Raw genomic sequence first — 24,882 nt, forward strand, 5'->3', positions numbered from 1 at the left:
GCAAATCAACAGATCGCTGGCTCGCGTCGTCTCAGCCTAGGCGGGTGAGCGGACGGGAAGATAAATTCAGCCTACGAGCTTGGTGTCAGCCGTTTCGCCGTGCCGCCACGCTGGTTGATCGAAACCCACGTGTTCGGGTTTTGCTGCGACTGGCGTTTCAGGAAGTAGTAGCCGGTGGCGTTCCAGGGCCTGACCTCGTCGACCAGATTGTCGAGCACGAGATCGCCCTTGTCGGTCTTCACCGTCAGGATGGTGTGGCCCTCGTTGTGGAGATCGCGCACGACGGTCATCAGCAAGGCCTGCCGGGGGAAGCCCGCTTCCAGGAGGAGCTTGCGCTTGTAGAGCGCGTAGATCTTGCAGTCGCCCTTGCCGTCCGTCGGATAGTCCCAATGGTCCATCATCGTGCCCCAGTGGTCGTAGTTGCTGACCGGCTTGATGGAGCGGTTTGCCTTCTGGTTGACCCGCTGGAGAGTGCGCATGTTCTGCGCGGTCAGCTTGACGCTCGCGGCCGGCAAGGCGGGCACCTTGCACTCCTTCGGCCGGCGATGACAGAAGTCGAGCCAGCCATACGGGACGCTGGTGCTTGCGCCAACCATTGCCGAGCTCGCAGCAGGTTGCGTCGACATTCGCTTGAACAGCGTCGACTGCGCCGCCGCCGGGCTGACACCGAGCGATGAAACACCAATCAACGAAACAACGCCAAACAGGAAGGAAGAGGTCAGTACAGAAGGGGATCGCTTCACTGCCAACACCACCGCAACGAGGAGACTGGCGGCAGGCTAATGCGCAAACGCCGGCCCGGCCAATTAAACTATTGATAATGTCCTAACACGATTGTGTTCACTTCAAGGTGCGGTCGTCGTTCAGGCGGGGAAACGCAACCCGTCAGCCCTTGCCGGACAGAATGCGCTCGACGAAATCCGGCACGACCTGCGTGGCCGGTCCCTCGATCTGCTCGTCGAAACGCGACGCCCAGCCGGCGCATTTCAAGTTGAGCTCGACGGTCAGCGCGCCGCCGGCGCGCGCCTCCTCCACGAACCCCGCCGCGGGATAGACACTGCCGCTTGTGCCGATCGCCGCGAAGAGATCGCAGCCGGTCAGCGCCTCTCCGATCTCTTCCATGCGATAGGGTATCTCGCCGAACCAGACGACGTCCGGCCGCAACCGGCCTTTGGCGCTGCAGGCCGGGCACTGCGACTGGACGGTGATGTCGTCGGCCCATGCGCTGCTTTCGCTGCAGCCAAGGCAAATCGCGCGCGCGAGTTCCCCATGCATGTGGATCAGGTTGCGCGAGCCGGCGCGCTCATGCAGGTCGTCGATGTTCTGCGTGACGACGAGCACCTTGCCGGGCAGCGCCTGCTCGAGCGCGGCCAGCGCAGCATGCGCGGCATTGGGATCGACCGTGCCCATCTGACGACGCCGCATGTTGTAGAAATCCTGGACCTTTGCCGGGTCACGGGCAAAGCCCTGCGGCGTCGCGACATCCTCGAGGTTGAATTTTGCCCAGACGCCGTCGGGATCGCGAAATGTCGCGACGCCCGATTCCGCCGAAATTCCGGCGCCCGTCAGGATGACGATCTTGGGATTGGACATGATCGATGTCGCCAGGGAAATATCATTGCGGGGAATGTTATCGCAACGCTCCGGCGCGCTCAAACCCCGGAGGCTAGGCTTATGCTTCCCGCACAGTCTGGAACCCAGCCGCTTTTGCGGCTTTTACGAAATTGCGGTCAAAGGTTGCAAAGCCGGTACAATGGGCTGATCTACCGAGATGCAGCGCATCCGCGAAATCAACACCCGCCTCGACCAGATCGAGCGCGGAAGCGACAACAGGGGCATCTTCGATCTCGACCGTGGAAAGCCCGCCAAACTGCCGTAGCGCCCTGACGATATCGGCCCGGTCATAGCCATAGGCGCTGCGCAGCACCCACTCGGCTTCCAGGATCACCGTGGCGGCGGCAAAAACCGCTTGACCGTCGATCAACCGCCTGGCGCGCGTGGACTGCTCGGGATGATCGTTCGTCAGGTAGCGAACGATAACATTGGTATCAATCGCGAGCATGGCGCCGCCGCGCTTCGGCGAGCACGCTCGCGTCCATCTCTTCCAGGGTCTTCGGCGCGCCGCGGGATGGTAGGGAGCCGAACACGTCTTTCGGCTGCGTCGCCGCGAACACAGGCGCCAGCTTCAAAAGCACGCCCTCCGGAGTTTCCTCGACCTCGAGCCTCGTTCCCGCGCCCCATTCCCTGCGTTTGCGGATGGCACTGGGCAGAATTACCTGCCCCTTGGTCGAGATAGTGGTCGTGAGCTTTTCTGAAGCGGACATGGCACTTACCTATGTAAGACAAAGGTAAGATAGATGGCGCCAGGGCCAAATTCAAGCCATCTCGGTTCAAACCTCAAACCTCGTGCCGCCCACCGTCATCCGGTTCATCCGCAGATGCGGCTGGCCGACGCCGACCGGCACGCCCTGTCCGGCCTTGCCGCACATGCCGATGCCGTTGTCGAGCTTCATGTCGTTGCCGACCATGCTGACGCGGTGCATGGCATCCGGGCCGTTGCCGATCAGCATCGCGCCCTTGATCGGCTGCGTCACCTTGCCGTTCTCGATCATGTAGGCCTCGGTGCAGCCGAACACGAACTTGCCTGAGGTGATGTCGACCTGCCCACCGCCGAAGGAGACGGCGTAGATGCCGTTCTTGACCGAGGCGATGATCTCGTCCGGCTCCATGTCGCCCGCGGTCATGTAGGTGTTGGTCATGCGCGGCATCGGCTGGTGCGCATAGCCCTCACGCCGACCGTTGCCGGTCGCCTTCATGCCCATCAGCCGGGCGTTCTGGCGGTCCTGCATATAGCCGACCAGTTTGCCGTCCTCGATCAGCACGTTGCGCGCCGAAGGCGTGCCTTCGTCGTCGACGGTAAGCGAGCCGCGCCGCTCGGGGATCGTGCCGTCATCGACCACGGTGACGCCCTTTGCCGCCACCTGTTGGCCCATCAGGCCGGCGAAGGCCGACGTCTTCTTGCGGTTGAAGTCGCCTTCGAGCCCATGCCCGACGGCCTCGTGCAGCATGACGCCCGGCCAGCCGCTGGACAGAACGATGTCGAACGTGCCGGCGGGCGCCGGGACGGCTTCGAGATTGACCAGCGCCTGCCGCAGCGCCTCGGACGCTGCGTGCTTCCAGCTTTCCTCGCCGACGAACTCGCCAAAGCTCTTGCGGCCGCCCATGCCGTAGGAGCCGCTTTCCTGGCGGTCGCCGCTGCCGACCACGACCGACACGTTGATCCTGACCAGCGGGCGGATGTCGCGTACGATCTGGCCGTCGCCGCGCACGATCTCGACATGCTGCCAGGAGGCGGCGAGCGAGGCGGTGACCTGGCGCACGCGCGGGTCCTTCGCCCGCAGCCAGCCGTCGATCTCCTGCAACAGCTTGGCCTTGGCCTCGAAGGACGGCGAGGGGATCGGGTTCTCGTCGCCATAGAGGTGGCGGTTGGTGCGGGCCGGCGCGCCGGCGAGCTGGCCGGAATAGCCGCCCTTGACCGCCGAGACGGCATCGGCGGCGCGCAGCAGCGAGGCTTCGGAAAGATCGCTCGAATGCGCATAGCCGCTGGCCTCGCCGGCGACGGCGCGCAGGCCAAATCCCTGATCGGTGTTGAAATTGGCCGTCTTCAGCCGGCCATTGTCGAACATCAGCGCTTCGCTCTCGCTGTATTCGAGGAACAACTCGCCGTCGTCGGCGCCCTTGATGGTCTCGGCGACGATCTCTTTGACGCGATCGTCGGAAATGTCGAATTGGCCGATCAGGCTGTTCATGGCGGGTCCATTCATGGAGACAAATCGTTGCACCGGATGTAGGCGCGAAGCAGCCGCCAGACAATCGCCAACAGGATTCAAGGCGGCGACCGCCGCCGCAAATCACTTGCCGTTGACGAAATCCTTGATGTTGCCGGACATCGAGCCCCAGTTGGAAAACTGCTCCTCGAGATTGGCTCGGGTGATGCCGCCGGCGAAGCTGACATCCATCTTGAAATTCGAGCCGTCGCCGGAATAGGCCTTCACCCAGCGGTACTTGCTGTTCCAGGCGTTGGCCTGGTCGGCGGTCAGCGGGTCGGTGTAGCCGGCCGAGAATTGCAGCGACTTGCAGTCCTCGTGGTCTTCGCAGCCGTAGAAATAGATCAGGTATCTGACGCCCTCGATCCGCCCGGAAATCATCGGATCGCCATTGTCGTCCTTGTCCATCCTGGCCGAGCCGAAACCCTTGGCGATGTCGAGGATCGTCGCGGGGTCGGGCGCCCGCAGGATTTCGGCATCCTCCGCCGAAGCGACCGAAACCGCGCCGGTCAATGCCAGACCAGTGATGAAAACAGGTAACGTCGCGCGCATCAGACCTCCTGGCCGCCGAACGCGCATTCGCCACCGGACCTCCGCGTCAGGAGCGGCGCATGGGCAAGATCAAGGTAGGGCGGCGAAGCCGTCCGCAAAGCCCTTGAGGTCGACGGGGATGCCGATGCCTTCTTCCGGCGTCTGGAAGACGATGAAAGTGGCCGAGGTGCCGCTTTTCAGCGTGTCGAGCAGCGGCTTTTCGAGGATCACCTCGGCATAGCAGCCATCCTGGAAGCAGCGCACGAAATAGGCGCGGCCGATATCCTTGCCGTCGACATTGAGGCCGAGGCCGTTGGGCAACAGCACGCCGAGCGGTGCCAGCACGCGCAGGATTTCGGCTTTGTTGTCGGCGGTGCGCAGCACCACCACCGAGAGCCCCATTTCAGGGCGATCCTCGGCGACCACGTTCTGCATCATCACGCACTGTTCGGAGGTAGCGCCCGCCGGCGTGTCGCAGATGATCGACCACGCGCCATGCGTCGACTTGACTGTGCCGCTGGGCGGCGTGGCATTGTTCGGCGAGGCGGCCGCGCCAACGGCTATGCCGACACCGAGCAAGGCGACGGCAAGGACGACCTTAGCCAGGGTTCTCGAAAGCCAGGAAGTCATGACGGCTCCATTGCGAATCACGGCACTTTAAGCCGCGCCGGGGCCAAGTAAAGGACGAGACCGTCGCCGGCCCGCCCCGACACCGGCAATTGCGTGCTTTTCCAGAGCAAATTCGCCCGAATTGCGACCGTCGCGCACATAGCACGGCGAGCGCCGAACACGGCCTTCCGCTTGCGCGCAAAAATGCCGCACGGTTTCCTCCGCTCCTTTCTTGCGGAGGGAAATAGAGTATGGTTTGAACCACCCTAGGGACAGACCGGGATTCCCAATCCCGGCATCGTCCGTTATTGGTGCGACCAGATCGCGGGAAGCGGGAGACGAGAGGGCGATGAGGAAATTCCTGGCAAGCGCTGAATTCTTGGCAGGTACGGCAGCTTCGGCCGTGCTCTTCTCCAGCGCGGCGGCCCGTGCCGACCAGCCGCGGGAATGGGAGATGACCTTCCAGGCGCCGGCGACCGACATGATGCGGCAGATCGAGCGGTTCGGGAACTACACCATGTGGTTCATCGTCCCGATCACCATCCTCGTGCTGGTGCTTCTGCTGGTCTGCATCGTCAAGTTCCGCGCCAGCGCCAATCCGGTGCCGTCCAAGACCAGCCATAACACGCTGATCGAAGTCATCTGGACGGTCGGGCCTGTGATCGTGCTCTTGCTCATCGCCATTCCCTCTTTCCAATTGCTCACCGCGCAATACACGCCGCCGGAAGAAGCCAAGCTCACTGTCAAGGCGACCGGCAACCAGTGGAACTGGGATTATGAATACCAGGTCGACAAGGCCCTCACCTTCAACTCGGCGGTTCTGCAGGACGGTGACCGCGCCAAGGCCGGCAAGGAAGATCGCGGCCTGTATCCGCGCCTGCTCGCCGTCGACAACGAGCTCGTCGTGCCGGTCAACACCATGACCCGCGTGCTGGTCACGGCCACCGACGTCATCCACTCCTTCGCCATGCCGTCCTTCGGCATCAAGGTGGACGCCGTGCCCGGCCGCACCAACGAGACCTGGTTCAAGGCGGAAAAGGAAGGCCTCTATTACGGCCAGTGCTCGCAGCTCTGCGGCAAGGACCATGCCTTCATGCCGATCGCGATCCGCGTCGTCTCCGACGCGCAGTTCAAGACCTGGCTGGAGGCTGCCAAGACCAGCCTGCCCAACGCCAACAAGGCGTTGATGGCCGAGGTCGATGGTACCAACAAGGTAGCGGCCGCCGGCAACTGATGTCGCGGGTTAGCAAGAATTAGGGAACGGAGCGGAACATGGCAGAGGCTGCAGCTCACGACGACCACGACCACAAGCCCTATCATGGCTGGGTCCGGTGGGTGTATTCCACCAATCACAAGGACATCGGCACGCTCTACCTGATCTTCGCGATCTTCGCCGGCATCGTCGGCGGCGCGCTTTCGGTCGCCATCCGCATGGAGCTGCAGGAACCGGGCATCCAGATCTTCAGCGGTCTGGCGCAGATGGTCTACGGCATGAATGGCGACGCCGCCATTGATGGTGGCAAGAGCATGTACAACGCCTTCGGCACCGCGCACGCGCTAATCATGATCTTCTTCATGGTCATGCCGGCCCTCATCGGCGGCTTCGCCAACTGGATGGTGCCGATCATGATCGGTGCGCCCGACATGGCTTTCCCGCGCATGAACAACATCTCCTTCTGGCTGTTGCCGCCGGCCTTCATCCTGCTGCTCTCCTCGATGTTCGTGCCGAGCGCGCCGGGTGCCTTCGGCGTCGGCGGCGGCTGGACGATCTATCCCCCGCTCTCGACATCCGGGCAGCCTGGACCGGCGATGGATCTGGCGATCCTGTCGATCCACATCGCCGGCGCGTCGTCGATCCTCGGCGCCATCAATTTCATCACCACCATCTTCAACATGCGCGCGCCCGGCATGACGCTGCACAAGATGCCGCTGTTTGCCTGGTCGGTGCTGGTCACCGCCTTCCTGCTGCTGCTCTCGCTGCCGGTTCTGGCCGGCGCCATCACCATGCTCTTGACCGACCGCAATTTCGGCACGTCCTTCTTCGTGCCGGACAATGGCGGCGATCCGCTGCTCTTCCAGCATCTGTTCTGGTTCTTCGGTCACCCCGAAGTGTACATCCTGATCCTGCCGGGCTTCGGCATCATCAGCCACATTGTCTCGACCTTCTCGAAGAAGCCTGTGTTCGGCTATCTCGGCATGGCCTACGCCATGGTCGCGATCGGCGCCGTCGGCTTCATCGTCTGGGCGCACCACATGTACACGACCGGCCTGTCGCTCGACACGCAGCGCTATTTCGTGTTCGCCACCATGGTCATCGCGGTGCCGACCGGCGTGAAGATCTTCTCCTGGATCGCCACCATGTGGGGCGGTTCGATCTCCTTCAAGCCGCCGATGCTGTGGGCGCTGGGCTTCATCTTCCTGTTCACCATCGGTGGCGTCACCGGCGTGCAACTGGCCAATGCCGGCCTCGACCGCTCGCTGCACGACACTTATTTCGTGATCGCCCACTTCCACTATGTGCTGTCGCTGGGCGCCGTGTTCGCCATCTTCGCCGGCTGGTATTACTGGTTCCCCAAGATGACCGGCTACATGTACTCGCCGGTCATCGCCAACACCCACTTCTGGGTCACCTTCGTCGGCGTCAACCTGATCTTCTTCCCGCAGCACTTCCTTGGTCTTGCCGGCATGCCGCGCCGCACCATCGACTATCCGGATGCGTTCGCCGGCTGGAACTATGTGTCGTCGATTGGATCCTACATCTCCGCTGTGGGTGTCGCGATCTTCCTCTACGGCGTGTTCGAGGCCTTCCAGAAGAAGCGGGTGGCCGGCGCCAATCCGTGGGGCGAGGGCGCAACGACGCTTGAATGGCAGCTGCCTTCGCCGCCGCCGTTCCACCAGTGGGAACAGCTGCCGAAGATCAAGTAAGGCAGCCCCGAATACGAGGCCGCCGGTTCGCCCGGCGGTCTTGGCCAACGGAATAATGGACTTAAGTACGCATGGCCCTTGCCGACGACGGATTGATGGAGGACGCGGGCTTTCGCATATCGGAAGCGACCGCGGGCGATTTTTTCGCCCTGCTGAAGCCGCGCGTCATGTCGTTGGTCGTCTTCACGGCCTTTGTCGGCCTGGTCGCGGCACCCGTCTCCGTCAACCCGCTGCTGGCGATGATCGCCATCCTGGCAATTGCGATAGGCGCGGGCGCCTCGGGCGCGCTCAACATGTGGTACGACGCCGACATCGACGCGGTGATGACCAGGACGGCCAGCCGTCCCGTGCCGGCCGGTCGCGTCACGCCCGGCGAGGCGCTGAGCTTCGGTCTTGTCTTGTCGGTGCTGTCGGTGATGACGCTCGGCGTGCTGGTCAACTGGCTGTCGGCGTCGCTGCTTGCCTTCACCATTTTCTTCTACGCCGTCATTTACACGATGTGGCTGAAGCGCTGGACGCCGCAGAACATCGTCATCGGCGGTGCGGCCGGCGCTTTCCCGCCGGTGATCGGTTGGGCCGCGGTGACCGGGTCGGTCAGCCTCGAAAGCGTGATCCTGTTCCTGATCATCTTCCTGTGGACGCCGCCGCATTTCTGGGCGCTGGCGCTGTTCAAGTCCGACGACTATGCGCGGGCCGGCATCCCGATGATGCCGAACGTCGCCGGCCAGGCCTCGACCCGCAGGCAGATCTTCGCCTATGCGCTGATCCTGGCGCCGGTCGGCGTGCTGCCCTGGGCGCTCGGCTATACCACGGCCGGCTATGGCGCCGTCGCTGTAGTGCTCGGCCTGGGCTTCGTCTGGTATGCCTGGAAGGTGCTGGGGATGAGCGACGACGACCGGGCGATGAAGCCGGCCAAGGCGCTGTTCGGCTATTCGCTGCTTTATCTCTTCGCCATCTTTGCCGCCTATCTCGTCGACTGCGTGGTCGCGCGCGCCTTCATGATGGGGGGAGCATGATCGTGGCCGACAAGAAGCTCGAACTGGTCACCTTGACCGAGCGCCAGAAGAAGGCACGTCGTAATCGCTCGATCGCCATCGGCTTCGCGCTGGCGGCATTGGTCATCATCTTCTACGTCGCCACCGTCGTACGCTTCGGCCACCAGGGCGCCAGCATCACCGGCTCCGGCCTGTTGGGAGGCGGCTGATGAGCGGCGAGTCGAGCAAGCCCCGCAAGGTCAACAACGGCATCGTCGCCGCCGTCTGCCTCGCCTTCTTCACCGGCATGGTCGGCATGGCCTATGCGGCGGTGCCGCTCTACAAGATGTTCTGCCAGGCCACCGGCTATGGCGGCACCACGCAGCGCGCCGAGAAGCAATATGCCGGCCGCGTGCTCGATCGCGAGATCACCGTGCGCTTCGACGCCAACACCAACGGCATTCCGTGGCAGTTCGAACCCGTCGGACGCTCGGTAACGATGAAGATCGGCGAGACGACGCAGGCGCATTACAGCGCCACCAACAAGTTCGACCGCCCCATCACCGGCCGCGCCTCGTTCAACGTGCAGCCTGAAATGGCCGGCGCCTATTTCAACAAGGTGGAGTGTTTCTGCTTCACCGACACGACGTTGAAGCCCGGCGAGACGCTGGATATGCCGGTGGTGTTCTATGTCGATCCGGACATCGTCAACGTGCCGGAACTCAAGGACTTGAAGACCATCACCCTGTCCTACACGATGTTCCCGGTCGAAAAGAAACAGCCGGTCGCCTCGTCCACGCCGGCCGCCGGCAGCAGCACCAACAAAGTTTCCGATACCGAAGCAAGCCTCGGGGGTTGATATGGCAGACGCGCACGCAAAACCACAACACGACTACCATCTCGTCAACCCGAGCCCCTGGCCGTTCCTGGGCGCCATCGGCGCGCTGATCATGGCGATCGGTGGCATCTGCCTGATGCGGTATGCAAATCCCAAGCTTGGTCCTTTCCCGGTCTTCGGCCACGACATCGCCAATCCATGGCTGTTCTTCATCGGCCTGATCATCGTGCTCTACACGATGTTCGCCTGGTGGTCGGACACCATCAAGGAGGCGCATGAGGGCCATCACACGCGCGTGGTGTCGCTGCACCTGCGCTACGGCATGATCATGTTCATCGCCTCCGAGGTGATGTTCTTCGTCGCCTGGTTCTGGGCCTTCTTCGACGCCAGCCTGTTCCCCGGCGAGGCGAACCAGTATGCCCGCACCGCTTTCACCGGCGGCGTCTGGCCGCCGAAGGGCCTCGAGGTCCTCGACCCCTTCCACCTTCCGCTCTACAACACCATCATCCTGCTTCTGTCGGGCACGACGGTGACCTGGGCGCACCACGCGCTGCTGCATGGCGACCGCAAGGGCCTGATCAACGGGCTGGTGCTGACCGTCGGCCTGGGCATGCTGTTTACCATGGTGCAGGCCTACGAGTACATGCACGCCCCGTTCGCGTTCAAGGACTCGATCTATGGCGCCACCTTCTTCATGGCGACCGGCTTCCACGGCTTCCATGTCATCATCGGCACCATCTTCCTGCTCGTCTGCCTGATCCGCGCCTGGCGCGGCGACTTCACCCCGAAGCAGCATTTCGGCTTCGAGGCGGCGGCCTGGTACTGGCACTTCGTCGACGTGGTCTGGCTGTTCCTGTTCAGCGCGGTCTATGTCTGGGCCTCGAACGGCGCGCTGATCGAAGGCCACTGATAAAAGCAATTCCGGGAAAAGCGGTAGCGATTCTTCCGGAAGTTGCTTTCAGCAGTTTTTCAGGAATTTCGAAGGCGGTCGCGGCGACGGGGCCGCCTTCTTCTTTTCGGCGCAATGGCCGGCCATCGGTAAGCGATGTGGTCGCGAATCCCGGTTGCCATATGCGCATGTCTGATCGGAACGATCCCGATAACGGAACGGGGTAGGTTTCCAGGCCAGAAGGTCGATCTCGTGCGTGTGGAAAAGGCACGGCGCCAGCTTGATCTGCTCGGCGGTGGACAAATTCTGCGCAGCTACGACATCGCGCTGGGCGGCGATCCTGTCGGCCAAAAACACCGGGAGGGCGACGAGCGAACGCCGGAAGGGCGCTACGTGCTCGACTGGCGCAATCCCGACAGCGTCGCGCACAAGTCGATCCACATCTCCTATCCCAATGCCGACGATCTGGCTTCGGCAAGATCGCGCGGCGTCGATCCGGGCGGCTTCATCATGATCCATGGTCAGCCGAACGGCTTCGGCTGGCTGGGCGGGCTGCTTCAAATGGTCGACTGGACCGACGGCTGTATTGCGGTTACGGACTCCGATATGGATGAAATCTGGACAATGGTGGCCGACGGCACGCCGATCGAGATCATTGAATGAGCGAAGATCATTAGATGAGTGAAGATAAGGCGATCTGGCCACCCATCGACCCCATCCCGGCGGGCCTGCACGGCCGCTGCCCGCGCTGTGGCGAAGGCAAGCTGTTCTCGGGTTTCCTCACCGTCGGCAAGCGCTGCTACAATTGCGGGCTCGACTATTCCTTCGCCGATGCCGGCGACGGACCGGCGGTGTTCGTCATCCTGATCATCGGCTTCGTCGTCGTTGGCCTCGCGCTCTGGATGGAGGTGACGTTCAGCCCGCCGCTCTGGCTGCACTTCATGTTGTGGATACCGCTGGCGCTCGTGCTCTGCCTGACGGCGCTGCGCCTGATCAAGGGCGTGCTGATCACCTTGCAATATTCGAAGAAGGCCTCCGAGGGCAGGCTGGATTCCAACCAATGACCGAGGCGACCGCTCTGGCTGCCGGCCGTTCGCGGCCGCGTTCGGCGTTGCTGCTCGGCCTCGGCCTTTTCCTGTTCGCCATCCTGGTCGGGCTCGGCACGTGGCAGGTCCAGCGCCTGCACTGGAAGGAAGGCCTGCTCGCGACCATCGACAAGCGGACGCATTCAGCGCCGCTGCCGCTGGCCGATGTCGAGAGAGAATTCGCCGCCTCGCGGGATGTCGATTACACGCCGGTGACGGTGACCGGCACCTTCCTGCATCAGGGCGAGCGGCATTTCTTTTCCACCTGGGAAGGCGACAGCGGCTTCAACGTCTACACGCCGCTTCAGCTCGATGACGGCCGTTTCGTGCTCGTCAACCGCGGCTTCGTCCCTTACGAGCTCAAGGATCCGGCCAAGCGAAAGAAAGGCGAGGTCGCCGGCAAGGTGACGGTGACCGGGCTCGCCCGCAATCCGCTGCTCGCAAAGCCGTCGATGATGCTTCCCGACAACGACGTCGCCAAGAACATCTTCTTCTGGAAGGACCGCGACGTCATGGCGGCATCCGCCGGGCTGCCGGCCGGCGCGGTGCTGGTGCCATTCTTCATCGACGCCGACAGGACGCCCAATCCCGGCGGCCTGCCGGTCGGCGGCGTCACCATCATCGATCTGCCGAACAACCACCTGCAATATGCCGTCACCTGGTTCGGGCTGGCCGCGGCTCTCGCCGCCGTGCTGATCCTCAGGCTGCGCCGCCCGGCGAGGGAAGCGTGAGGCCGGCCGCTCTTGACAGGGCAGGGGTGCGCACCTCATTTCGCCTTGCGTCAAAACAAACAGATAGCTTCCGACTGAAATCGGCCTTGAATTCATGACTGAGAAAAAGCCACCGCTCACGATCCGGCTCTGCCAGCCGCGCGGCTTCTGCGCCGGCGTCGACCGCGCCATCCAGATCGTCGTGCTGGCGCTGAAGAAATACGGCGCGCCGGTCTATGTCCGCCACGAGATCGTGCACAACCGCTACGTCGTCGAAGGGCTGCAGAGCCTGGGCGCCGTCTTCATCGAGGAACTGTCCGAGATCCCACCGGAGCATCGCCAGTCGCCGGTGGTCTTTTCCGCGCATGGCGTGCCGAAATCGGTGCCGGCGGACGCCCAGGCGCGCAATCTCTTCTATCTCGACGCCACCTGTCCGCTCGTCTCCAAGGTGCACAAGCAGGCGATGCGCCACCAGCGGCTCGGCCGCCATGTGCTGCTGATCGGCCATGCCGGGCATCCGGAGGTGATCGGCACGATGGGCCAATTGCCGGAAGGCGCCGTGACCTTGATCGAGACCGAGGCCGACGCTGCCCGCTTCGAGCCGGTCGACGCTACGGCGCTGGGCTTCGTCACCCAGACGACCCTGTCGGTCGAGGACACCGCCGGCATCATCCGGGCGCTCGAGGAGCGGTTCCCGGAGCTGCATGCGCCGGCCGCCGAATCGATCTGCTACGCCACCACCAACCGCCAGGAAGCGGTGAAGGAGACGGCCGCCGGCGCCGATCTGTTCCTCGTCGTCGGCGCTCCCAATTCGTCCAACTCGCGTCGCCTTGTCGAAGTGGCGGAGCGCGCCGGTGCCGCGATGTCGCTTCTCGTGCAGCGCGCCGCCGAAATTCCATGGGAAGAGATCGCCGGGATTTCGACGCTCGGCCTGTCGGCCGGCGCCTCGGCGCCGGAGATCATCGTCGATGAGATCATCGACGCGTTCCGGCAGCGTTTCGACGTCACCATCGATCTGGCCATCACGGCCACGGAAACGGAGGATTTTCCGGTGATGCGGGTGCTGCGCGATGTCGAACTGACGGCGGCCGACATGGCCTTCGTCAACGGAGCGGCGTGAAATCGGATGGCCGTCTACACCGACGTCAACGAGAACGAACTCGGCGCGTTCCTGAGGGCCTATCCGGTCGGCGAGCTGCTGTCCTACAAGGGCATCGCCGAAGGCACCGAGAATTCGAATTTTCTCGTCCATGCCTCGACCGGCTCCTACATCCTGACGCTCTATGAAAAGCGCGTCGACAAGGCCGACCTGCCGTTCTTTCTCGGCCTGATGGGCCATCTCGCCCGGAAAGGCATTTCCTGCCCGCTGCCGGTCACCGCGCATGACGGCACCGTCATCGGCACGCTTGCCGGCCGGCCCGCCGTCATCATCACTTTCCTCGAAGGCCTGTCGCTCAGGCGTCCGACCGCCGCGCATTGCGCGGAGGTCGGGAAGGCGCTCGCCAGCCTGCATCTTGCCGGCCAGGATTTTCAGATGAGAAGGCCGAACGCGCTGGCGATCGACGGCTGGCGCAAGCTGTGGGACGCCTCGCGCGGTCGCGCCGACGAGGTCGAGCCTGGCTTGGCGGCCGAGGTCGATGCCGATTTCGGCGATTTCGAGCGCAACTGGCCGGCCGGTCTGCCGAAGGGCATCATCCATGCCGATCTGTTTCCGGACAATGTCTTCTTCCTCGGCGAGAAGCTGTCGGGGCTGATCGACTTCTATTTCGCCTGCGACGACCTCTACGCCTACGATGTCGCCACCTGTCTCAACGCCTGGTGCTTCGAGAAGGATTTCTCCTTCAACCTGACCAAGGGGGTGGCGCTGCTCGCCGGCTACCAGTCGGTGCGGCCGCTCTCGGGCGACGAGAAGGCGGCGCTGCCGATGCTGGCGCGCGGCTCGGCGCTTCGCTTCATGCTGACCCGCCTCTATGACTGGCTGACCATTCCCGATGGCGGGCTGGTGATGAAGCGCGATCCGACCGAATATATCCGCCGCATGCGATTCCATCGTGCGATCAGATCGCCATCCGAATACGGGCTGACATGACCAAGCAGGTTGAAATCTTCACCGACGGCGCCTGCTCGGGCAATCCCGGGCCTGGCGGCTGGGGCGCCATCCTGCGCTTCAACGGCAAGACCAAGGAATTGTCGGGCGGCGAGGCCGAGACGACCAACAACCGTATGGAGCTGCTGGCGGCCATCTCGGCGCTGAGCGCGCTGAAAGAGCCTTGCGCCGTCGAGCTGCACACCGACAGCAAATACGTCATGGACGGCATTTCCAAGTGGATCCATGGCTGGAAGAAGAACGGCTGGAAGACCGCCGACAAGAAGCCGGTGAAGAATGGCGAGCTGTGGCAGGCGCTCGACGAGGCCAACAGGCGCCACAAGGTGACCTGGAACTGGGTCAAGGGCCATGCCGGCCACCCGGAGAACGAGCGCGCCGACGAGCTGGCGCGCGAAGGCATGGCGCCTTTCAAGAAGGGTTCGGCCGTGTCCGCGGCGCCGAAGCCTGCGGCCGCGCCGGCAAGGCAGCCCGCGGCCCCGAGGGCACGGCGCTCGACCCAGAGCTATTGATTTCGAGGATCGGGCCTGCACTCTGACAGGGGAAGCATGTCGTGCCGATCGCCTATTACATCACCCATCCCCAGGTCCGCATCGACGCCAGCATTCCGGTGCCGGAATGGGGGCTGTCCGATATCGGCCGGGCGCGGGCGGTCGCAATGCTCGGCCAGCCCTGGATCGGCTCGATCCGGCGCATCGTCTCGTCCGCCGAGCGCAAGGCGATCGAAACAGCGGAAATCCTGGCGCGGCATTTCGGCCTTGTTGTCGAGATGCGCGAGCGGATGCATGAGAACGACCGGTCGGCGACGGGCTTCCTGCCGCCGCCGGAATTCGAAGCGGTTGCCGACCAGTTCTTCGCCAGGCCGCATGAAAGCGTCCGTGGCTGGGAACGGGCGATTGATGCGCAGCAGCGTATCATCAGCGAGGTCGAGGCCGCGCTTGGCGTCGGCCCCGATGGCGACGTGGCCTTCGTCGGCCACGGCGGCGTCGGAACGCTTCTGCTGCTTCATCTCGGCGGGCGTGAAATCAGCCGTGTCGCGGACCAGCCGACGGGCGGCGGCAACTATTTCGCGTGGGATACAGCCGCGCGCCGCGTCCTCCACGATTGGCGACCGATCGACAATCTGACGCCGCATCACGGCATTTGACGGTCAGCGGATCAGCAGCGCCGTCGAGAACATGCCGAGCGCGAACACGGTGTGCGCCACGAGGTTGAGGGCGCGCACCTTCGTCGGGTTGGGCAGTTTTGACGCCGCCCAGCCGGCGCCCATGCCCGGCGCCAGCAGGAACCAGCCGGCGCCGACGGTGACGATGCCGAGGATGAAGGCGGGCAGGAAGGTCGGCGCCGCCAGCCAGCCCGCGCCCGCCAGCACGACCAGGATCACGCCATAGAAGATGCCGACCAGATAGTGGAAGGCCCAGCCCAGCGCCTTTTCATGCGCATAGGGCGCGGCCTCGCCGATATCGTCGTGGAAGACCTTTTCGGGCAGATGCCGCACCCAGCGCCCGACCATGCCCCAGTTGGGCAAAGGCTGGCCGATCGCCTTGTTGAGGATGATCGCCCAGATATCCATGAACATCGTGGCGCCGATGCCGATCGCCACCGCGCGCCAGACGGTATCGAGCATCAGAGCATGATCCCGAACCGGAGGTCAGCGCACGCAAAAAGTGGGAACCGGTTTTCGGACAAGATCACGCTCCAACAAAGAGTTGGATCAGGATGGCGGGTCGACGAAACGTCATCCTGATCGAGAGCAATTCCAGGAAAAGTGTGATCGGTTTTCCGTCCGGAATTGCGCAAAAAAAAAGATAGAGCGTTTCGCCGTTTCCGTGAAACGGTGAAACGCTCTACAGCTGCTCGAGGATCTTTGCCGCGCCGCTTTCATCGACGCCCGGCTTGGTCTCGACGTTGATCGCGGTGACTTTGCCGTCGTCGACGATCATCGAGAAGCGCTTCGAGCGCAGACCCATGCCGGTCGCGGAAAGATCGTTGTCGAGGCCGACCGACTTGGCGAAATCGCCGCTGCCGTCGGCGAGGTAGAGGATCTTGCCTTCGCCGCCGGTGAAGCGCGCCCAGGCGCCCATGACATGCACGTCATTGACCGAAACCACGGCGATCGTGTCGACGCCGCGCGAAAGAATGGCGTCATGGTTTTCCAGATACCCCGGCAGGTGGTTGTTGCTGCAGGTCGGCGTGAAGGCGCCGGGGACGCCGAACAGCACCACCTTCTTGCCGGCGAAGATCTCGTCGCCGGTGATCGGCTTCGCGCCGTCCGCGGTCATCACCTTGAAGCTCGAGGCGGGCAGTTTTTCGCCAACCGAAATGGTCATGGGTTTCCTCGCTTGGGAGATGGGGAGGGATCGGTGCCTTCGATATCGGACTGAGCGGGCTCCGGCAACTCTTCACAATCGCTGGATCAAGGGAAAGGCAGAAGCCCATCCACCGAACCCTCGGCGCTGGTCAGCGTATAATAGAGCCCGCCATCGGTCGGCGTCGCCGACGGGCGGTCGAGGATCGGCACGGTGAAGAGCAGCTTGCCGTCCTTCTCGCTGCGCACCGGCGCGCCGAACATATAGTCGCGCTCGCCGGCGATGAAGAAGTCTACCGATTCCGGATCGCCGGGCGACTGCGCCTGGACGACGAGCGTCTCGTGGTCGCCGGACTGCACTGTGATGCCGAAATCGGACCGGGCCGGGGAGGGTAGCGTCGCGAGCGCCGTCTTCACCAGCGCCGCGTCGGTGGCGTTGTCGGGATCGGACCCCGGATCGACGCTGAGCCGGGTCTGCACCGGAATGCAGATCGTCTCGCAGATGCCGAGGAAGATGTTGGCGTCGATGCTTGCCGGCTGGCCGGGCGAAGACAGGGTGAAGGTCACCGGCAGCGACACCGGTCGGTCGTAGCCGGCCCATTTGCCGTAGCCGTCGTCATGCCGTTGCGGCGGCGGAAACGACAATTGCGCGTCGGCGACGTTGGTGCTGCCCGATATATCGAGCTGCGGCGGCACGCCGGCGTCGCCCGGATCGCGCCAATAGGTCTTCCAGCCGGGTTTCAACGCGATGTCGAGCACGCCGTGGATCTTGCCGGCCTCGTCGGGCTTGCCCGTGGTCACCAGCCGCACCTTGCCGCCTTCCGAATTGTACCAGATCGAGGAGGAGGCCTCGGCCGGGAGGCCTGTAGCCCACCCGAAAACGACGCCGAGAACCAGTATTTTCATGTATCGCATGGCGGTGATTTGATCGTCCGTTCTTGGCCGCGCAATGGCTTCGTCAGCCTCCCGGTATCATATTTGCGTGACATCGGGGACCGCCACCATCTTTTCGGCGCTGCCGAAACGCGTTACGCTCATCCCATGGACTTGCTGCGCCACAAGAAGGCGGCCGCCGGACGCGGCTTCCTCGACGACCAGTTCCTGATTGCCATGCCCGGCATGAAGGACGACCGTTTCGCGCGCTCCGTCATCTATATCTGCGCCCACAGCGACGAGGGCGCGATGGGCCTCATCATCAACCAGACGCAGCAGATGCTGTTTCCGGACCTGCTCGTGCAACTCGGCATCATGAACGAGCAGGAAGCGATCCGCCTGCCGGCGCATACGCGCGATTTCGTCGTGCGCAATGGCGGGCCTGTCGACCGCAGCCGCGGCTTCGTGCTGCATTCCGGCGACTATCGCGTGGAATCCTCGCTCAACGTCTCCGACGACATCTGCCTGACCGCGACGGTCGATATCCTGCGCGCCATCTCGACGGGCCGCGGGCCGCGCCACGCGCTGATGGCGCTCGGCTATTCCGGCTGGGGCGCCGGCCAGCTCGAAACCGAGATCGCCGAGAATGGCTGGCTCACCTGTCCGGCGACGCCGGAGCTGCTCTTCGACACCGACATCGAACGCAAATACGACCGTATCCTAGCCTCGATCGGCATCGACCTCGCCCATCTGAGCGCCGCCGCGGGGCATGCGTAACCGTCAAGCCGTCTAGGCTTGCGTCAGCGGATACTGTTCCTTCAACGTCTTCAGCACCTGATCGCCGGGCATCGGCGCGCCGAACATGAAGCTCTGGACATATTCGCAACCCATCTGGCGCAGTTCCAGCGCGTCGCTTTCGTCCGAAATGCCTTCAGCCACCACCGAAAGCCCCAGCTCATGCGCCATGTTGACCATGGATTTGAGCAGCACGGCGCGCTTCGGCGTTGCGTCGTCGACGAAGCTCTTGTCGATCTTGATCGTGTCGAAGGGGAAGCGCGTCAGATAGGAAAGCGAGGAATAGCCGGTGCCGAAATCGTCGAGCGACAGCCCGATGCCGAGCTGCTTCAGCTTGGTCAGCACATGCGCGGTCTGCTCGGGATTGTCCATCACCAGGGATTCGGTGAGCTCGAGCCGGAAGCAGCGCGGCTTCAGATTGGCGCGCGCGATGACGGAGCGGACGTCGCTGACCAGATCGCGGCGGATGAGCTGGCGGCTCGACAGATTGACCGAGATCGACAGCGGTGCGTCGCCGATCTGCTTTTGCCAGCCCGCGAGGTCCTCGGCCGCCTGCTGCATGGCGAACAGGCCGAGCTGCACGATCAGCCCGCAATTCTCGGCCACCGGGATGAAGTCCCCTGGCGGGATCATGCCGCGGCGCGGATGGTCCCATCGCAGCAGCGCCTCAAAGCCGGCGACGCTGCCATCCTCCAGCCGCACGATCGGCTGGTAGGCGAGCGTGAACTCGCGCCGCTCGATGGCGCGGCGAAGGTCAGATTCGAACTGCAGCCGGTCGGTGCCGACGGTGCGGAAGGCCGGCCGGAACGGCTCGATCCTGTCGCCGCCGAAGCGCTTGGCCTGGTGCATGGCAAGCTCGGCATCCTTGACCATGTCCTCGGCGGAGGTCTGCGCCGTCGTCCAGGTGATCAGGCCGATCGAGGCGGTCAGCACGATCTCGCGCTTGGCGAAGGTGATCGGATTGTTGATCGCGTGCTTGATGGCGTCGGCGATTGCCGCGATGCGGGCAGGGTCCTGCTCCGAAAGCAGCATCAGCGCGAACTGGTCGCCAGCAAAGCGCGACAGAGAATCCTTCGGCTTCAACAGCCGGTGCAGCCGGCGCGCGACAGTCAGCAGAATGGTGTCGCCGGCGGAAATGCCAAGCCCGTCATTGACCTGCTTGAAGCGGTCGATGTCGATGATGAAGACCGTCGGGCGCACCTTGTCCTCGGTGCGGGCGATCGAGATGATCGCCTCCAGCCGGTTCATGAACAATTCGCGGTTGGGCAGGCCGGTGAGGTTGTCGTGCACGGCATCGTGCAGCAGTCTTTCCTCGGATTTCTTCTGCTCGGTGACGTCGACCATGGTGCCGACGCAGCGGATCACTTCGCCGTCGGAGCCGATCACCGGCCGGGCGCGCAGCGAAAACCAGTGGTAGTGGCCGTCGGCGCCGCGCAGGCGGAAATTCTGCGAGACTTTGCCGCGCCGGTGTTCCAGCACTACGTCGAGCGTGGTGCGGAAGGTGTCGCGGTCGTCGGCATGCAACACCGGCAGCCAGTTGCGGGCCGCACCGCCAAGGCTGTTGGGCGCCAGGCCGAGTTGCAGGCTGATGTCCGGCTTGGTCACAACGCGGTCGCGCAGCACGTCCCAGTCCCAGACGATGTCGCCCGAGCCGGCGACGGCCAGCGCCTGACGCTCGAGGTCGGAGAACAGGCCCTGATGCGCCCCGCCGCCGGCGAAGGCGTGCTGCATGACCGTGAAGCCGATCAACAGGATGATCAGGATCAGCCCGCCGCCCAGCGCCGGCTGGGCGATGTCGTTGTCCAGCATGCCGGTGATCGCCATCCACGACCCGCATAGCCATAAGAGCACCATGACCCAGCTCGGCACCAGCATGATCGCGCGGTCATAGCCGCGAATGCCGAGGAAGATGATGAGGCCGAGGCCGGTGAGCGCGGTGGCGGCGAACGAGATGCGGGCAATGCCGGCGGCCACCGCCGGATCGACGATGGCGACGCCCGCGATCAACAGCAGTCCGAGGATCCAGACCAGCGCGCCATAGCTGAAATGGCCATGCCACCGGTTGAGGTTGAGATAGGCGAACAGGAACACCACGAAGGTTGCGGCCAGAGCGACCTCCGTGCCGGCCCGCCATATCTGCTCGTTGCCGGGCGATATCTCGATGATCTTGTTGAGGAAGCCGAAGTCGACGCAGATATAGGCCAGCACCGCCCAGGCAAGCGCGGCGGTCGCCGGGAACATCGAGGTTCCCTTGACCACGAACAGGATGGTCAGGAACAGCGCCAGAAGCCCCGATATGCCGATGACGATGCCACGGAACAACGTGTAGGAATTGACCGAGTCCTTGTAGGAGTCCGGCTCCCAGAGATAGACCTGCGGCAGCTTCGGCGAGGCGAGCTCGGCGATGAAGGTCACCACGGTGCCGGGGTTCAGCGTCACGCGGAACACGTCGGCGTCGGGGCTAGTCTGGCGGTCGAGCGCGAAGCCTTCGCTGGGTGTGATCGCCGCGATGCGCGTCGAGCCGAGATCGGGCCAGAAAATGCCGGAATTCACCAGGCGGAAATGCGGCGCGACGATCAGCCGGTCGAGCTGCTGGTCGGTGGTGTTGGCGAGCGCGAAGACGGCCCAGTCGCCGCTCGAGCGTGCGTCATTGGCTTCCACCTCGATGCGCCGCACGATGCCGTCGGGTCCAGGCGCGGTCGAGACCTGGAAATTCTCGCCCTGGTTTCGGTAGATCTGGACGGCTTCCGAAAGGTTGAGCGCCTTGTCGTCGCGAGCGATCTTGATCGGCTCGACGGCGAAAGCCGGCATGGCCGCCGAAAACGTGATGATAACCGCCAATATGAGGGCGAACAGCGACGCTAATCGCGAAAAATTCGTCACAATCAGCCCTTCGTTCCATCGCCCGGCGGATCGTCCGCGATCCGGGCGTAGAGGTAGTGATCCTGCCAGATGCCATTGATCCTGAGATAGGATCGCAGCAGTCCTTCGCGCCGGAATCCGGCTTTTTCAAGCACGCGGATCGATCGGGCGTTTTCGGGAATACAGGCAGCTTCGATCCGGTGCAACCTGAGCGTATCGAAGGCAAAGCGCGACACCAGCTTGACCGCCTCGGTCATCAGGCCGCGGCCGCCGAAGCGTTCACCGATCCAGTAGCCGATATGGCCGCTTTGCGCGACGCCGTGGCGGATGTTGCCGAGCGTGATGCCGCCGGCAAGCTTGCCGCTCGATTTTTCGAAGATGAAGAAGGCGATGGCCGTGCCTTGCGCGTAATCCTCGCGGTAGCGGCTGATGCGCAGCCGCCAGGCGGTGCGGTCGAGCTCGTCCGGCTGCCAGCGAGGCTCCCAGGGTTCCAGGAAGGCGCGACTTTCGCCGCGCACCGCCGACCATTCGCGGTAGTCGTTGGTGAAAGGCACGCGCAGCGTGACCTTATCGCCTTTCAGTGCCGGCAGGTCGCGGCGAAAGAAAGGGAGCGCGAACACGGCGTTGGTTCTAGGCAGATATTCGTGGGATGCCCCACGAATATCTGCCTAGATTCCCTGGTTTCTCGCAGGTTCTGATCGCAAAACCGTGGGACACTTTCGCGGAACCTGCTTAGGGTCAGACGGCGAGCCGGCGGGCGGTCGTCTGCGGACCCGCAAGCGATTCGAGGATCGCCTCGTAGGGCGCAAGCGTGCCCACGGGGCCGACCGCGGTAAGCGTCGGCTTGGTCGAGAACAGCCGCGAGGAAAGGTCGGTCAGGCGCTCGACGGTCAGCGCCGAAAGCCGCTCCATCAATTCCTCCTTGGCGATCGGCCGCCCGAACAAAAGCAGCTGACGGGCGATCTGCGAGGCACGGCTGGCCGGGCTTTCGGCCGACATGATGAGGCCGGCGCGATACTGCGCCCGCGCCCGGTCGAGCTCTTCCTGCAGGATGCTTTCGCCGGCCTTCTGCAATTCGTCGATGATCACCGGCACCAGCTTGGCGATGTCGCTCTGGCCGGTCGCGGCATGCACGCCGAAAATGCCGGTGTCGGAAAAACCCCAGTGAAAGGCATAGACAGAGTAGCAGAGGCCGCGCTTTTCGCGCACTTCCTGGAACAGCCTCGACGACATGCCGCCGCCGAGAATCATCGACAGCACCTGCGAGGCGTAGAAGTCGCGCACGTGGTAGGCGCGACCCTCGAAGCCGAGCACGATCTGCGCGTCCATCAGGTCGCGGTCCTCGCGGAAGTCGCCGCCGACATATTGCGCATATTGCGGGATGTTGCCCGCCGCGTTGGCGCGGAAGCCGCCGAGACGGTTCTCGACCTCGCGCACGAAAGCGTCGTGCTTGACCTCGCCGGCGGCCACGATGACCATCCGCTCGGCGTCGTATTGCCGCTCGATGAAATCGTGCAACTGTTTGGAGGTGAAGGATTTGACCGTCTCCGGCGTGCCCAGGATCGAGCGGCCGATGGTCTGATGGCGGAAGGCCGTTTCGGTGAAGCGATCGAAGACGATGTCGTCGGGCGTGTCGTGCGCGGCGCCGATCTCCTGTAGGATCACATGCTGCTCGCGCTCCAGTTCCTCGGGATCGAACTCGGATTCCTGCAGGATGTCGGCCAGGATATCGACCGCCAGCGGGACGTCGTCGGAAAGCACCCTGGCATAGTAGGAGGTCGTCTCGACGCTGGTGGCGGCATTGATCTCGCCGCCGACATTCTCGATTTCCGAGGCGATCTCGAAGGCGCTGCGGCGCTTCGTGCCCTTGAACGCCATGTGCTCGAGCAAATGGGCCATGCCATGCTCTTCGTCGCGTTCATTGCGGGCGCCCGACTTCACCCAGGCACCTAGGGCAACCGATTCGATGCTTGGAAGGGTTTCGGTGGCGACTGTCAGGCCGTTCGACAGACGGCTTACCTCAACACCCATATGGCAAATACTCCCTAACGCGCCGCCCGCGAGTGGCGGCTCACGTAATCTTCCACCATTTTCAAGTCGGAGGGAAGTATCGTGTATTTTTCGTCGGCTGTCATCAAGCCGCCGAGCCAGGCGGGAAGTGCCGGGTTGACCCCGCTCGCGGCTTCGACCGCGGCCGGGAACTTCGCCGGATGCGCGGTGCCGAGCACCACCATGGGCACGGCGCCGCCAGCATGGGCGGCGGCCACATGCACGGCGGCGGCCGTATGCGGATCGAGCAGGTAGTTGCTCGCGTCCAGCGTCGCGCGGATGGTGGCAGCGACCTCGTCGATGCTGGCGCGGCCGGCATCGAACTCGGCGCGGATGCGCTCGAGTTGGCCTTCCTCGATGGTGAAGGCGCCGGACTGCTTCAGCCCGTTCATATAGCGTCGCACCGTCTCGGCGTTGCGGCCCGCCGCCTCGAACAGCAGGCGCTCGAAATTCGACGACACCTGGATATCCATGGACGGCGAGGTCGTGGCGAACACCCCCTTGGTGCGGTATTCGCCGCTGGCAAGCGTGCGCGCCAGGATGTCGTTGTCATTGGTGGCGATGATCAGCCGCTCGATCGGCAGGCCCATGCGCTTTGCGGCGTAACCGGCGAAAATGTCGCCGAAATTGCCCGTCGGCACGGTGAAGGAAACCGGCCGGTCCGGCGCGCCGAGCGATACGGCGGAAGAGAAATAATAGACGATCTGGGCCATGATGCGGGCCCAGTTGATCGAATTGACGCCCGACAGCGACACCCGGTCGCGGAAAGCGTGGTCGTTGAACATGTCCTTCACCAGGCCCTGGCAGTCGTCGAAATTGCCTTCGACCGACAGCGCATGGACGTTTGCCGCGCTCGACGTCGTCATCTGGCGCTGCTGCACCGGCGAGACCTTGCCGTGCGGGAAAAGGATAAAGACGTCGGTGCGGTCGCGGCCGGCGAAGGCATCGATCGCGGCGCCTCCGGTGTCGCCCGAGGTGGCGCCGACGATGGTGGCGCGCTGTCCGCGCTCGGCAAGCACATGGTCCATCAGGCGGGCGAGCAACTGCATCGCCACGTCCTTGAAGGCCAGCGTCGGGCCGTGGAACAGCTCGAGGATGAAGGTGTTTTTCCCGGTCTGCACCAGCGGGCAGACGGCCTCATGCCGGAAGGTGGCATAGGCTTCGCGCACCAGCCGCTCGAAGACGGGTGCCGCGATCTCGCCGCCGAGGAAGGGCGTCAAGACGCGGATGGCAAGGTCAGGATAGGCAAGGCCGCGCATGGCCCGGATGTCGGCGGCGGAAAACTGCGGCCATTCGCGCGGCACGTAAAGCCCACCGTCGCGCGCCAGGCCCGCCAGCACCGCATCGGAAAATCCAAGCGCGGGCGCATCCCCGCGGGTACTCACATATTGCATCGTAAAAGGCCCATTGCTGCCGGTCGCGTCATCCACGGCAATTGGTTAATTTTCCGAGCCGGCTCAGTCGCATTTTTGCCGCGCGGTTGCTATACGTCACCGGCTTTGT

The 24,882-nt window shown here is 63.8% G+C and carries 29 protein-coding genes; 15 read left to right on the forward strand and 14 right to left on the reverse strand.

The features are described 5' to 3' along the window. Nucleotides 1–71: 71 nt before the first annotated feature. Nucleotides 72–638, reverse strand: coding sequence for a transglutaminase-like cysteine peptidase (locus DPM33_RS02710; protein WP_425373469.1), 567 nt, complete (start codon nt 636–638; stop codon nt 72–74). Between DPM33_RS02710 and DPM33_RS36770 the strand changes: the two genes are divergently transcribed. Beyond that, on the forward strand, nt 580–783 hold the full coding sequence (locus DPM33_RS36770; protein WP_245441996.1) for a hypothetical protein: 204 nt from the start codon (nt 580–582) through the stop codon (nt 781–783). The genes DPM33_RS02710 and DPM33_RS36770 overlap by 59 nt on opposite strands. 102 nt (nt 784–885) lie before the next feature. Here the strand turns inward: DPM33_RS36770 and DPM33_RS02715 are convergent, their stop codons facing one another. The 6 genes from DPM33_RS02715 to DPM33_RS02740 all read right to left on the reverse strand — a co-directional run bounded on the left by DPM33_RS02715 (nt 886) and on the right by DPM33_RS02740 (nt 4,988). Continuing rightward, the gene (locus tag DPM33_RS02715; RefSeq protein WP_112095332.1) at nt 886–1,593 is read right to left on the reverse strand and encodes an NAD-dependent deacylase; all 708 of its coding nucleotides are present in this window, start codon (nt 1,591–1,593) and stop codon (nt 886–888) included. A 79-nt stretch (nt 1,594–1,672) separates the two neighbouring features. Continuing rightward, nucleotides 1,673–2,062 carry a type II toxin-antitoxin system VapC family toxin gene (locus tag DPM33_RS02720; protein ID WP_112095333.1) on the reverse strand — a complete coding sequence of 130 codons (390 nt, stop codon included), beginning with the start codon at nt 2,060–2,062 and terminating at the stop codon, nt 1,673–1,675. After that, complete coding sequence (locus DPM33_RS02725; protein ID WP_112095334.1) at nt 2,049–2,324, reverse strand: AbrB/MazE/SpoVT family DNA-binding domain-containing protein; 276 nt, start codon at nt 2,322–2,324, stop codon at nt 2,049–2,051. Before DPM33_RS02725 ends, DPM33_RS02720 begins: the two co-directional genes overlap by 14 nt. A gap of 66 nt (nt 2,325–2,390) precedes the next feature. Beyond that, entirely contained in the window at nt 2,391–3,809 is a 1,419-nt protein-coding gene (gene tldD, locus DPM33_RS02730) for a metalloprotease TldD (RefSeq protein ID WP_112095335.1), read from the reverse strand. A 102-nt stretch (nt 3,810–3,911) separates the two neighbouring features. After that, nucleotides 3,912–4,379, reverse strand: coding sequence for a YbjN domain-containing protein (locus DPM33_RS02735; protein WP_167448918.1), 468 nt, complete (start codon nt 4,377–4,379; stop codon nt 3,912–3,914). A gap of 69 nt (nt 4,380–4,448) precedes the next feature. Further along, on the reverse strand, nt 4,449–4,988 hold the full coding sequence (locus DPM33_RS02740; RefSeq protein WP_112095337.1) for an invasion associated locus B family protein: 540 nt from the start codon (nt 4,986–4,988) through the stop codon (nt 4,449–4,451). A gap of 328 nt (nt 4,989–5,316) precedes the next feature. Here DPM33_RS02740 and coxB point away from each other — a divergent pair, with 328 nt between their 5' ends. The 13 genes from coxB to DPM33_RS02805 all read left to right on the forward strand — a co-directional run bounded on the left by coxB (nt 5,317) and on the right by DPM33_RS02805 (nt 15,639). Continuing rightward, the gene (gene coxB / locus DPM33_RS02745; RefSeq protein ID WP_112095338.1) at nt 5,317–6,201 is read left to right on the forward strand and encodes a cytochrome c oxidase subunit II; all 885 of its coding nucleotides are present in this window, start codon (nt 5,317–5,319) and stop codon (nt 6,199–6,201) included. 38 nt (nt 6,202–6,239) lie between these two features. Further along, nucleotides 6,240–7,892 (forward strand): cytochrome c oxidase subunit I, encoded by a 1,653-nt coding sequence (gene ctaD / locus DPM33_RS02750; protein WP_112095339.1) that lies wholly within the window; start codon nt 6,240–6,242, stop codon nt 7,890–7,892. Nucleotides 7,893–7,963: 71 nt separating this feature from the next. Then, nucleotides 7,964–8,908 (forward strand): heme o synthase, encoded by a 945-nt coding sequence (locus tag DPM33_RS02755; RefSeq protein WP_112095340.1) that lies wholly within the window; start codon nt 7,964–7,966, stop codon nt 8,906–8,908. Then, nucleotides 8,905–9,096 carry a hypothetical protein gene (locus DPM33_RS02760; RefSeq protein WP_112095341.1) on the forward strand — a complete coding sequence of 64 codons (192 nt, stop codon included), beginning with the start codon at nt 8,905–8,907 and terminating at the stop codon, nt 9,094–9,096. Before DPM33_RS02755 ends, DPM33_RS02760 begins: the two co-directional genes overlap by 4 nt. Beyond that, on the forward strand, nt 9,096–9,725 hold the full coding sequence (locus DPM33_RS02765; RefSeq protein ID WP_112095342.1) for a cytochrome c oxidase assembly protein: 630 nt from the start codon (nt 9,096–9,098) through the stop codon (nt 9,723–9,725). The genes DPM33_RS02760 and DPM33_RS02765 overlap by 1 nt, the downstream gene beginning before the upstream one ends. Nucleotide 9,726: 1 nt before the next feature. Then, nucleotides 9,727–10,614 carry a cytochrome c oxidase subunit 3 gene (locus DPM33_RS02770; RefSeq protein ID WP_112095343.1) on the forward strand — a complete coding sequence of 296 codons (888 nt, stop codon included), beginning with the start codon at nt 9,727–9,729 and terminating at the stop codon, nt 10,612–10,614. A gap of 135 nt (nt 10,615–10,749) precedes the next feature. Beyond that, the gene (locus DPM33_RS02775) at nt 10,750–11,256 is read left to right on the forward strand and encodes a L,D-transpeptidase family protein (protein WP_112095344.1); all 507 of its coding nucleotides are present in this window, start codon (nt 10,750–10,752) and stop codon (nt 11,254–11,256) included. 14 nt (nt 11,257–11,270) lie between these two features. Further along, complete coding sequence (locus DPM33_RS02780; RefSeq protein WP_112095345.1) at nt 11,271–11,657, forward strand: DUF983 domain-containing protein; 387 nt, start codon at nt 11,271–11,273, stop codon at nt 11,655–11,657. Next, a complete protein-coding gene (locus DPM33_RS02785) occupies nt 11,654–12,409 on the forward strand; it encodes an SURF1 family protein (protein ID WP_167448921.1) in 756 nt (251 codons plus the stop codon). Before DPM33_RS02780 ends, DPM33_RS02785 begins: the two co-directional genes overlap by 4 nt. 94 nt (nt 12,410–12,503) lie before the next feature. After that, the gene (gene ispH, locus DPM33_RS02790) at nt 12,504–13,508 is read left to right on the forward strand and encodes a 4-hydroxy-3-methylbut-2-enyl diphosphate reductase (RefSeq protein ID WP_112095346.1); all 1,005 of its coding nucleotides are present in this window, start codon (nt 12,504–12,506) and stop codon (nt 13,506–13,508) included. A gap of 6 nt (nt 13,509–13,514) precedes the next feature. Beyond that, the gene (locus DPM33_RS02795) at nt 13,515–14,477 is read left to right on the forward strand and encodes a homoserine kinase (protein WP_112095347.1); all 963 of its coding nucleotides are present in this window, start codon (nt 13,515–13,517) and stop codon (nt 14,475–14,477) included. Beyond that, nucleotides 14,474–15,004, forward strand: a complete 531-nt coding sequence (rnhA, locus tag DPM33_RS02800) for a ribonuclease HI (RefSeq protein ID WP_112095348.1) — start codon at nt 14,474–14,476, stop codon at nt 15,002–15,004. Before DPM33_RS02795 ends, rnhA begins: the two co-directional genes overlap by 4 nt. A 41-nt stretch (nt 15,005–15,045) precedes the next feature. Continuing rightward, nucleotides 15,046–15,639: a histidine phosphatase family protein gene (locus DPM33_RS02805; protein WP_112095349.1), complete on the forward strand. Its 594-nt coding sequence runs from the start codon at nt 15,046–15,048 to the stop codon at nt 15,637–15,639. A 3-nt stretch (nt 15,640–15,642) separates the two neighbouring features. Here the strand turns inward: DPM33_RS02805 and DPM33_RS02810 are convergent, their stop codons facing one another. The 3 genes from DPM33_RS02810 to DPM33_RS02820 all read right to left on the reverse strand — a co-directional run bounded on the left by DPM33_RS02810 (nt 15,643) and on the right by DPM33_RS02820 (nt 17,715). After that, on the reverse strand, nt 15,643–16,119 hold the full coding sequence (locus tag DPM33_RS02810; protein ID WP_112095350.1) for a DUF2938 domain-containing protein: 477 nt from the start codon (nt 16,117–16,119) through the stop codon (nt 15,643–15,645). Between the two features lie 220 nt (nt 16,120–16,339). After that, entirely contained in the window at nt 16,340–16,822 is a 483-nt protein-coding gene (locus tag DPM33_RS02815; protein WP_112095351.1) for a peroxiredoxin, read from the reverse strand. A gap of 86 nt (nt 16,823–16,908) precedes the next feature. Then, on the reverse strand, nt 16,909–17,715 hold the full coding sequence (locus DPM33_RS02820; protein ID WP_112095352.1) for a protein-disulfide reductase DsbD domain-containing protein: 807 nt from the start codon (nt 17,713–17,715) through the stop codon (nt 16,909–16,911). Between the two features lie 126 nt (nt 17,716–17,841). On the opposite strand from DPM33_RS02820, the gene DPM33_RS02825 reads away from it, so the two are divergent. Next, the gene (locus DPM33_RS02825; protein WP_112095931.1) at nt 17,842–18,450 is read left to right on the forward strand and encodes a YqgE/AlgH family protein; all 609 of its coding nucleotides are present in this window, start codon (nt 17,842–17,844) and stop codon (nt 18,448–18,450) included. Nucleotides 18,451–18,462: 12 nt separating this feature from the next. Here DPM33_RS02825 and DPM33_RS02830 read toward each other — a convergent pair whose 3' ends face one another. The 4 genes from DPM33_RS02830 to thrC form a co-directional block, all read right to left on the reverse strand. Next, a complete protein-coding gene (locus tag DPM33_RS02830) occupies nt 18,463–21,351 on the reverse strand; it encodes an EAL domain-containing protein (RefSeq protein WP_112095353.1) in 2,889 nt (962 codons plus the stop codon). A gap of 2 nt (nt 21,352–21,353) precedes the next feature. Continuing rightward, on the reverse strand, nt 21,354–21,950 hold the full coding sequence (locus DPM33_RS02835) for a GNAT family N-acetyltransferase (RefSeq protein ID WP_112095354.1): 597 nt from the start codon (nt 21,948–21,950) through the stop codon (nt 21,354–21,356). A gap of 118 nt (nt 21,951–22,068) precedes the next feature. Then, the gene (locus tag DPM33_RS02840) at nt 22,069–23,361 is read right to left on the reverse strand and encodes a M16 family metallopeptidase (RefSeq protein WP_112095355.1); all 1,293 of its coding nucleotides are present in this window, start codon (nt 23,359–23,361) and stop codon (nt 22,069–22,071) included. Nucleotides 23,362–23,375: 14 nt separating this feature from the next. Next, the gene (thrC, locus tag DPM33_RS02845; protein ID WP_112095933.1) at nt 23,376–24,773 is read right to left on the reverse strand and encodes a threonine synthase; all 1,398 of its coding nucleotides are present in this window, start codon (nt 24,771–24,773) and stop codon (nt 23,376–23,378) included. Nucleotides 24,774–24,882: the final 109 nt, after the last annotated feature.

Origin of the sequence: Mesorhizobium hawassense (assembly GCF_003289945.1) — a bacterium.
GTDB lineage: Bacteria > Pseudomonadota > Alphaproteobacteria > Rhizobiales > Rhizobiaceae > Mesorhizobium > Mesorhizobium hawassense.

Bases quoted from the DNA above. Each gene is read 5' to 3' on its own strand.
- tldD (WP_112095335.1), bottom strand. From the start codon at position 3,809: ATGAACAGCCTGATCGGCCAATTCGACATTTCCGACGATCGCGTCAAA.
- thrC (WP_112095933.1), bottom strand. From the start codon at position 24,773: ATGCAATATGTGAGTACCCGCGGGGATGCGCCCGCGCTTGGATTTTCC.
- DPM33_RS02760 (WP_112095341.1), top strand. From the start codon at position 8,905: ATGATCGTGGCCGACAAGAAGCTCGAACTGGTCACCTTGACCGAGCGC.
- DPM33_RS02720 (WP_112095333.1), bottom strand. From the start codon at position 2,062: ATGCTCGCGATTGATACCAATGTTATCGTTCGCTACCTGACGAACGAT.
- DPM33_RS02735 (WP_167448918.1), bottom strand. From the start codon at position 4,379: ATGCGCGCGACGTTACCTGTTTTCATCACTGGTCTGGCATTGACCGGC.
- DPM33_RS02810 (WP_112095350.1), bottom strand. From the start codon at position 16,119: ATGCTCGATACCGTCTGGCGCGCGGTGGCGATCGGCATCGGCGCCACG.
- coxB (WP_112095338.1), top strand. From the start codon at position 5,317: ATGAGGAAATTCCTGGCAAGCGCTGAATTCTTGGCAGGTACGGCAGCT.
- DPM33_RS02785 (WP_167448921.1), top strand. From the start codon at position 11,654: ATGACCGAGGCGACCGCTCTGGCTGCCGGCCGTTCGCGGCCGCGTTCG.
- DPM33_RS02840 (WP_112095355.1), bottom strand. From the start codon at position 23,361: ATGGGTGTTGAGGTAAGCCGTCTGTCGAACGGCCTGACAGTCGCCACC.
- DPM33_RS02770 (WP_112095343.1), top strand. From the start codon at position 9,727: ATGGCAGACGCGCACGCAAAACCACAACACGACTACCATCTCGTCAAC.
- rnhA (WP_112095348.1), top strand. From the start codon at position 14,474: ATGACCAAGCAGGTTGAAATCTTCACCGACGGCGCCTGCTCGGGCAAT.
- ctaD (WP_112095339.1), top strand. From the start codon at position 6,240: ATGGCAGAGGCTGCAGCTCACGACGACCACGACCACAAGCCCTATCAT.
- DPM33_RS02795 (WP_112095347.1), top strand. From the start codon at position 13,515: ATGGCCGTCTACACCGACGTCAACGAGAACGAACTCGGCGCGTTCCTG.
- ispH (WP_112095346.1), top strand. From the start codon at position 12,504: ATGACTGAGAAAAAGCCACCGCTCACGATCCGGCTCTGCCAGCCGCGC.
- DPM33_RS02820 (WP_112095352.1), bottom strand. From the start codon at position 17,715: ATGCGATACATGAAAATACTGGTTCTCGGCGTCGTTTTCGGGTGGGCT.
- DPM33_RS02780 (WP_112095345.1), top strand. From the start codon at position 11,271: ATGAGTGAAGATAAGGCGATCTGGCCACCCATCGACCCCATCCCGGCG.
- DPM33_RS02815 (WP_112095351.1), bottom strand. From the start codon at position 16,822: ATGACCATTTCGGTTGGCGAAAAACTGCCCGCCTCGAGCTTCAAGGTG.
- DPM33_RS02715 (WP_112095332.1), bottom strand. From the start codon at position 1,593: ATGTCCAATCCCAAGATCGTCATCCTGACGGGCGCCGGAATTTCGGCG.
- DPM33_RS02725 (WP_112095334.1), bottom strand. From the start codon at position 2,324: ATGTCCGCTTCAGAAAAGCTCACGACCACTATCTCGACCAAGGGGCAG.
- DPM33_RS02765 (WP_112095342.1), top strand. From the start codon at position 9,096: ATGAGCGGCGAGTCGAGCAAGCCCCGCAAGGTCAACAACGGCATCGTC.
- DPM33_RS02825 (WP_112095931.1), top strand. From the start codon at position 17,842: ATGGACTTGCTGCGCCACAAGAAGGCGGCCGCCGGACGCGGCTTCCTC.
- DPM33_RS02775 (WP_112095344.1), top strand. From the start codon at position 10,750: ATGTGGTCGCGAATCCCGGTTGCCATATGCGCATGTCTGATCGGAACG.
- DPM33_RS02755 (WP_112095340.1), top strand. From the start codon at position 7,964: ATGGCCCTTGCCGACGACGGATTGATGGAGGACGCGGGCTTTCGCATA.
- DPM33_RS02740 (WP_112095337.1), bottom strand. From the start codon at position 4,988: ATGACTTCCTGGCTTTCGAGAACCCTGGCTAAGGTCGTCCTTGCCGTC.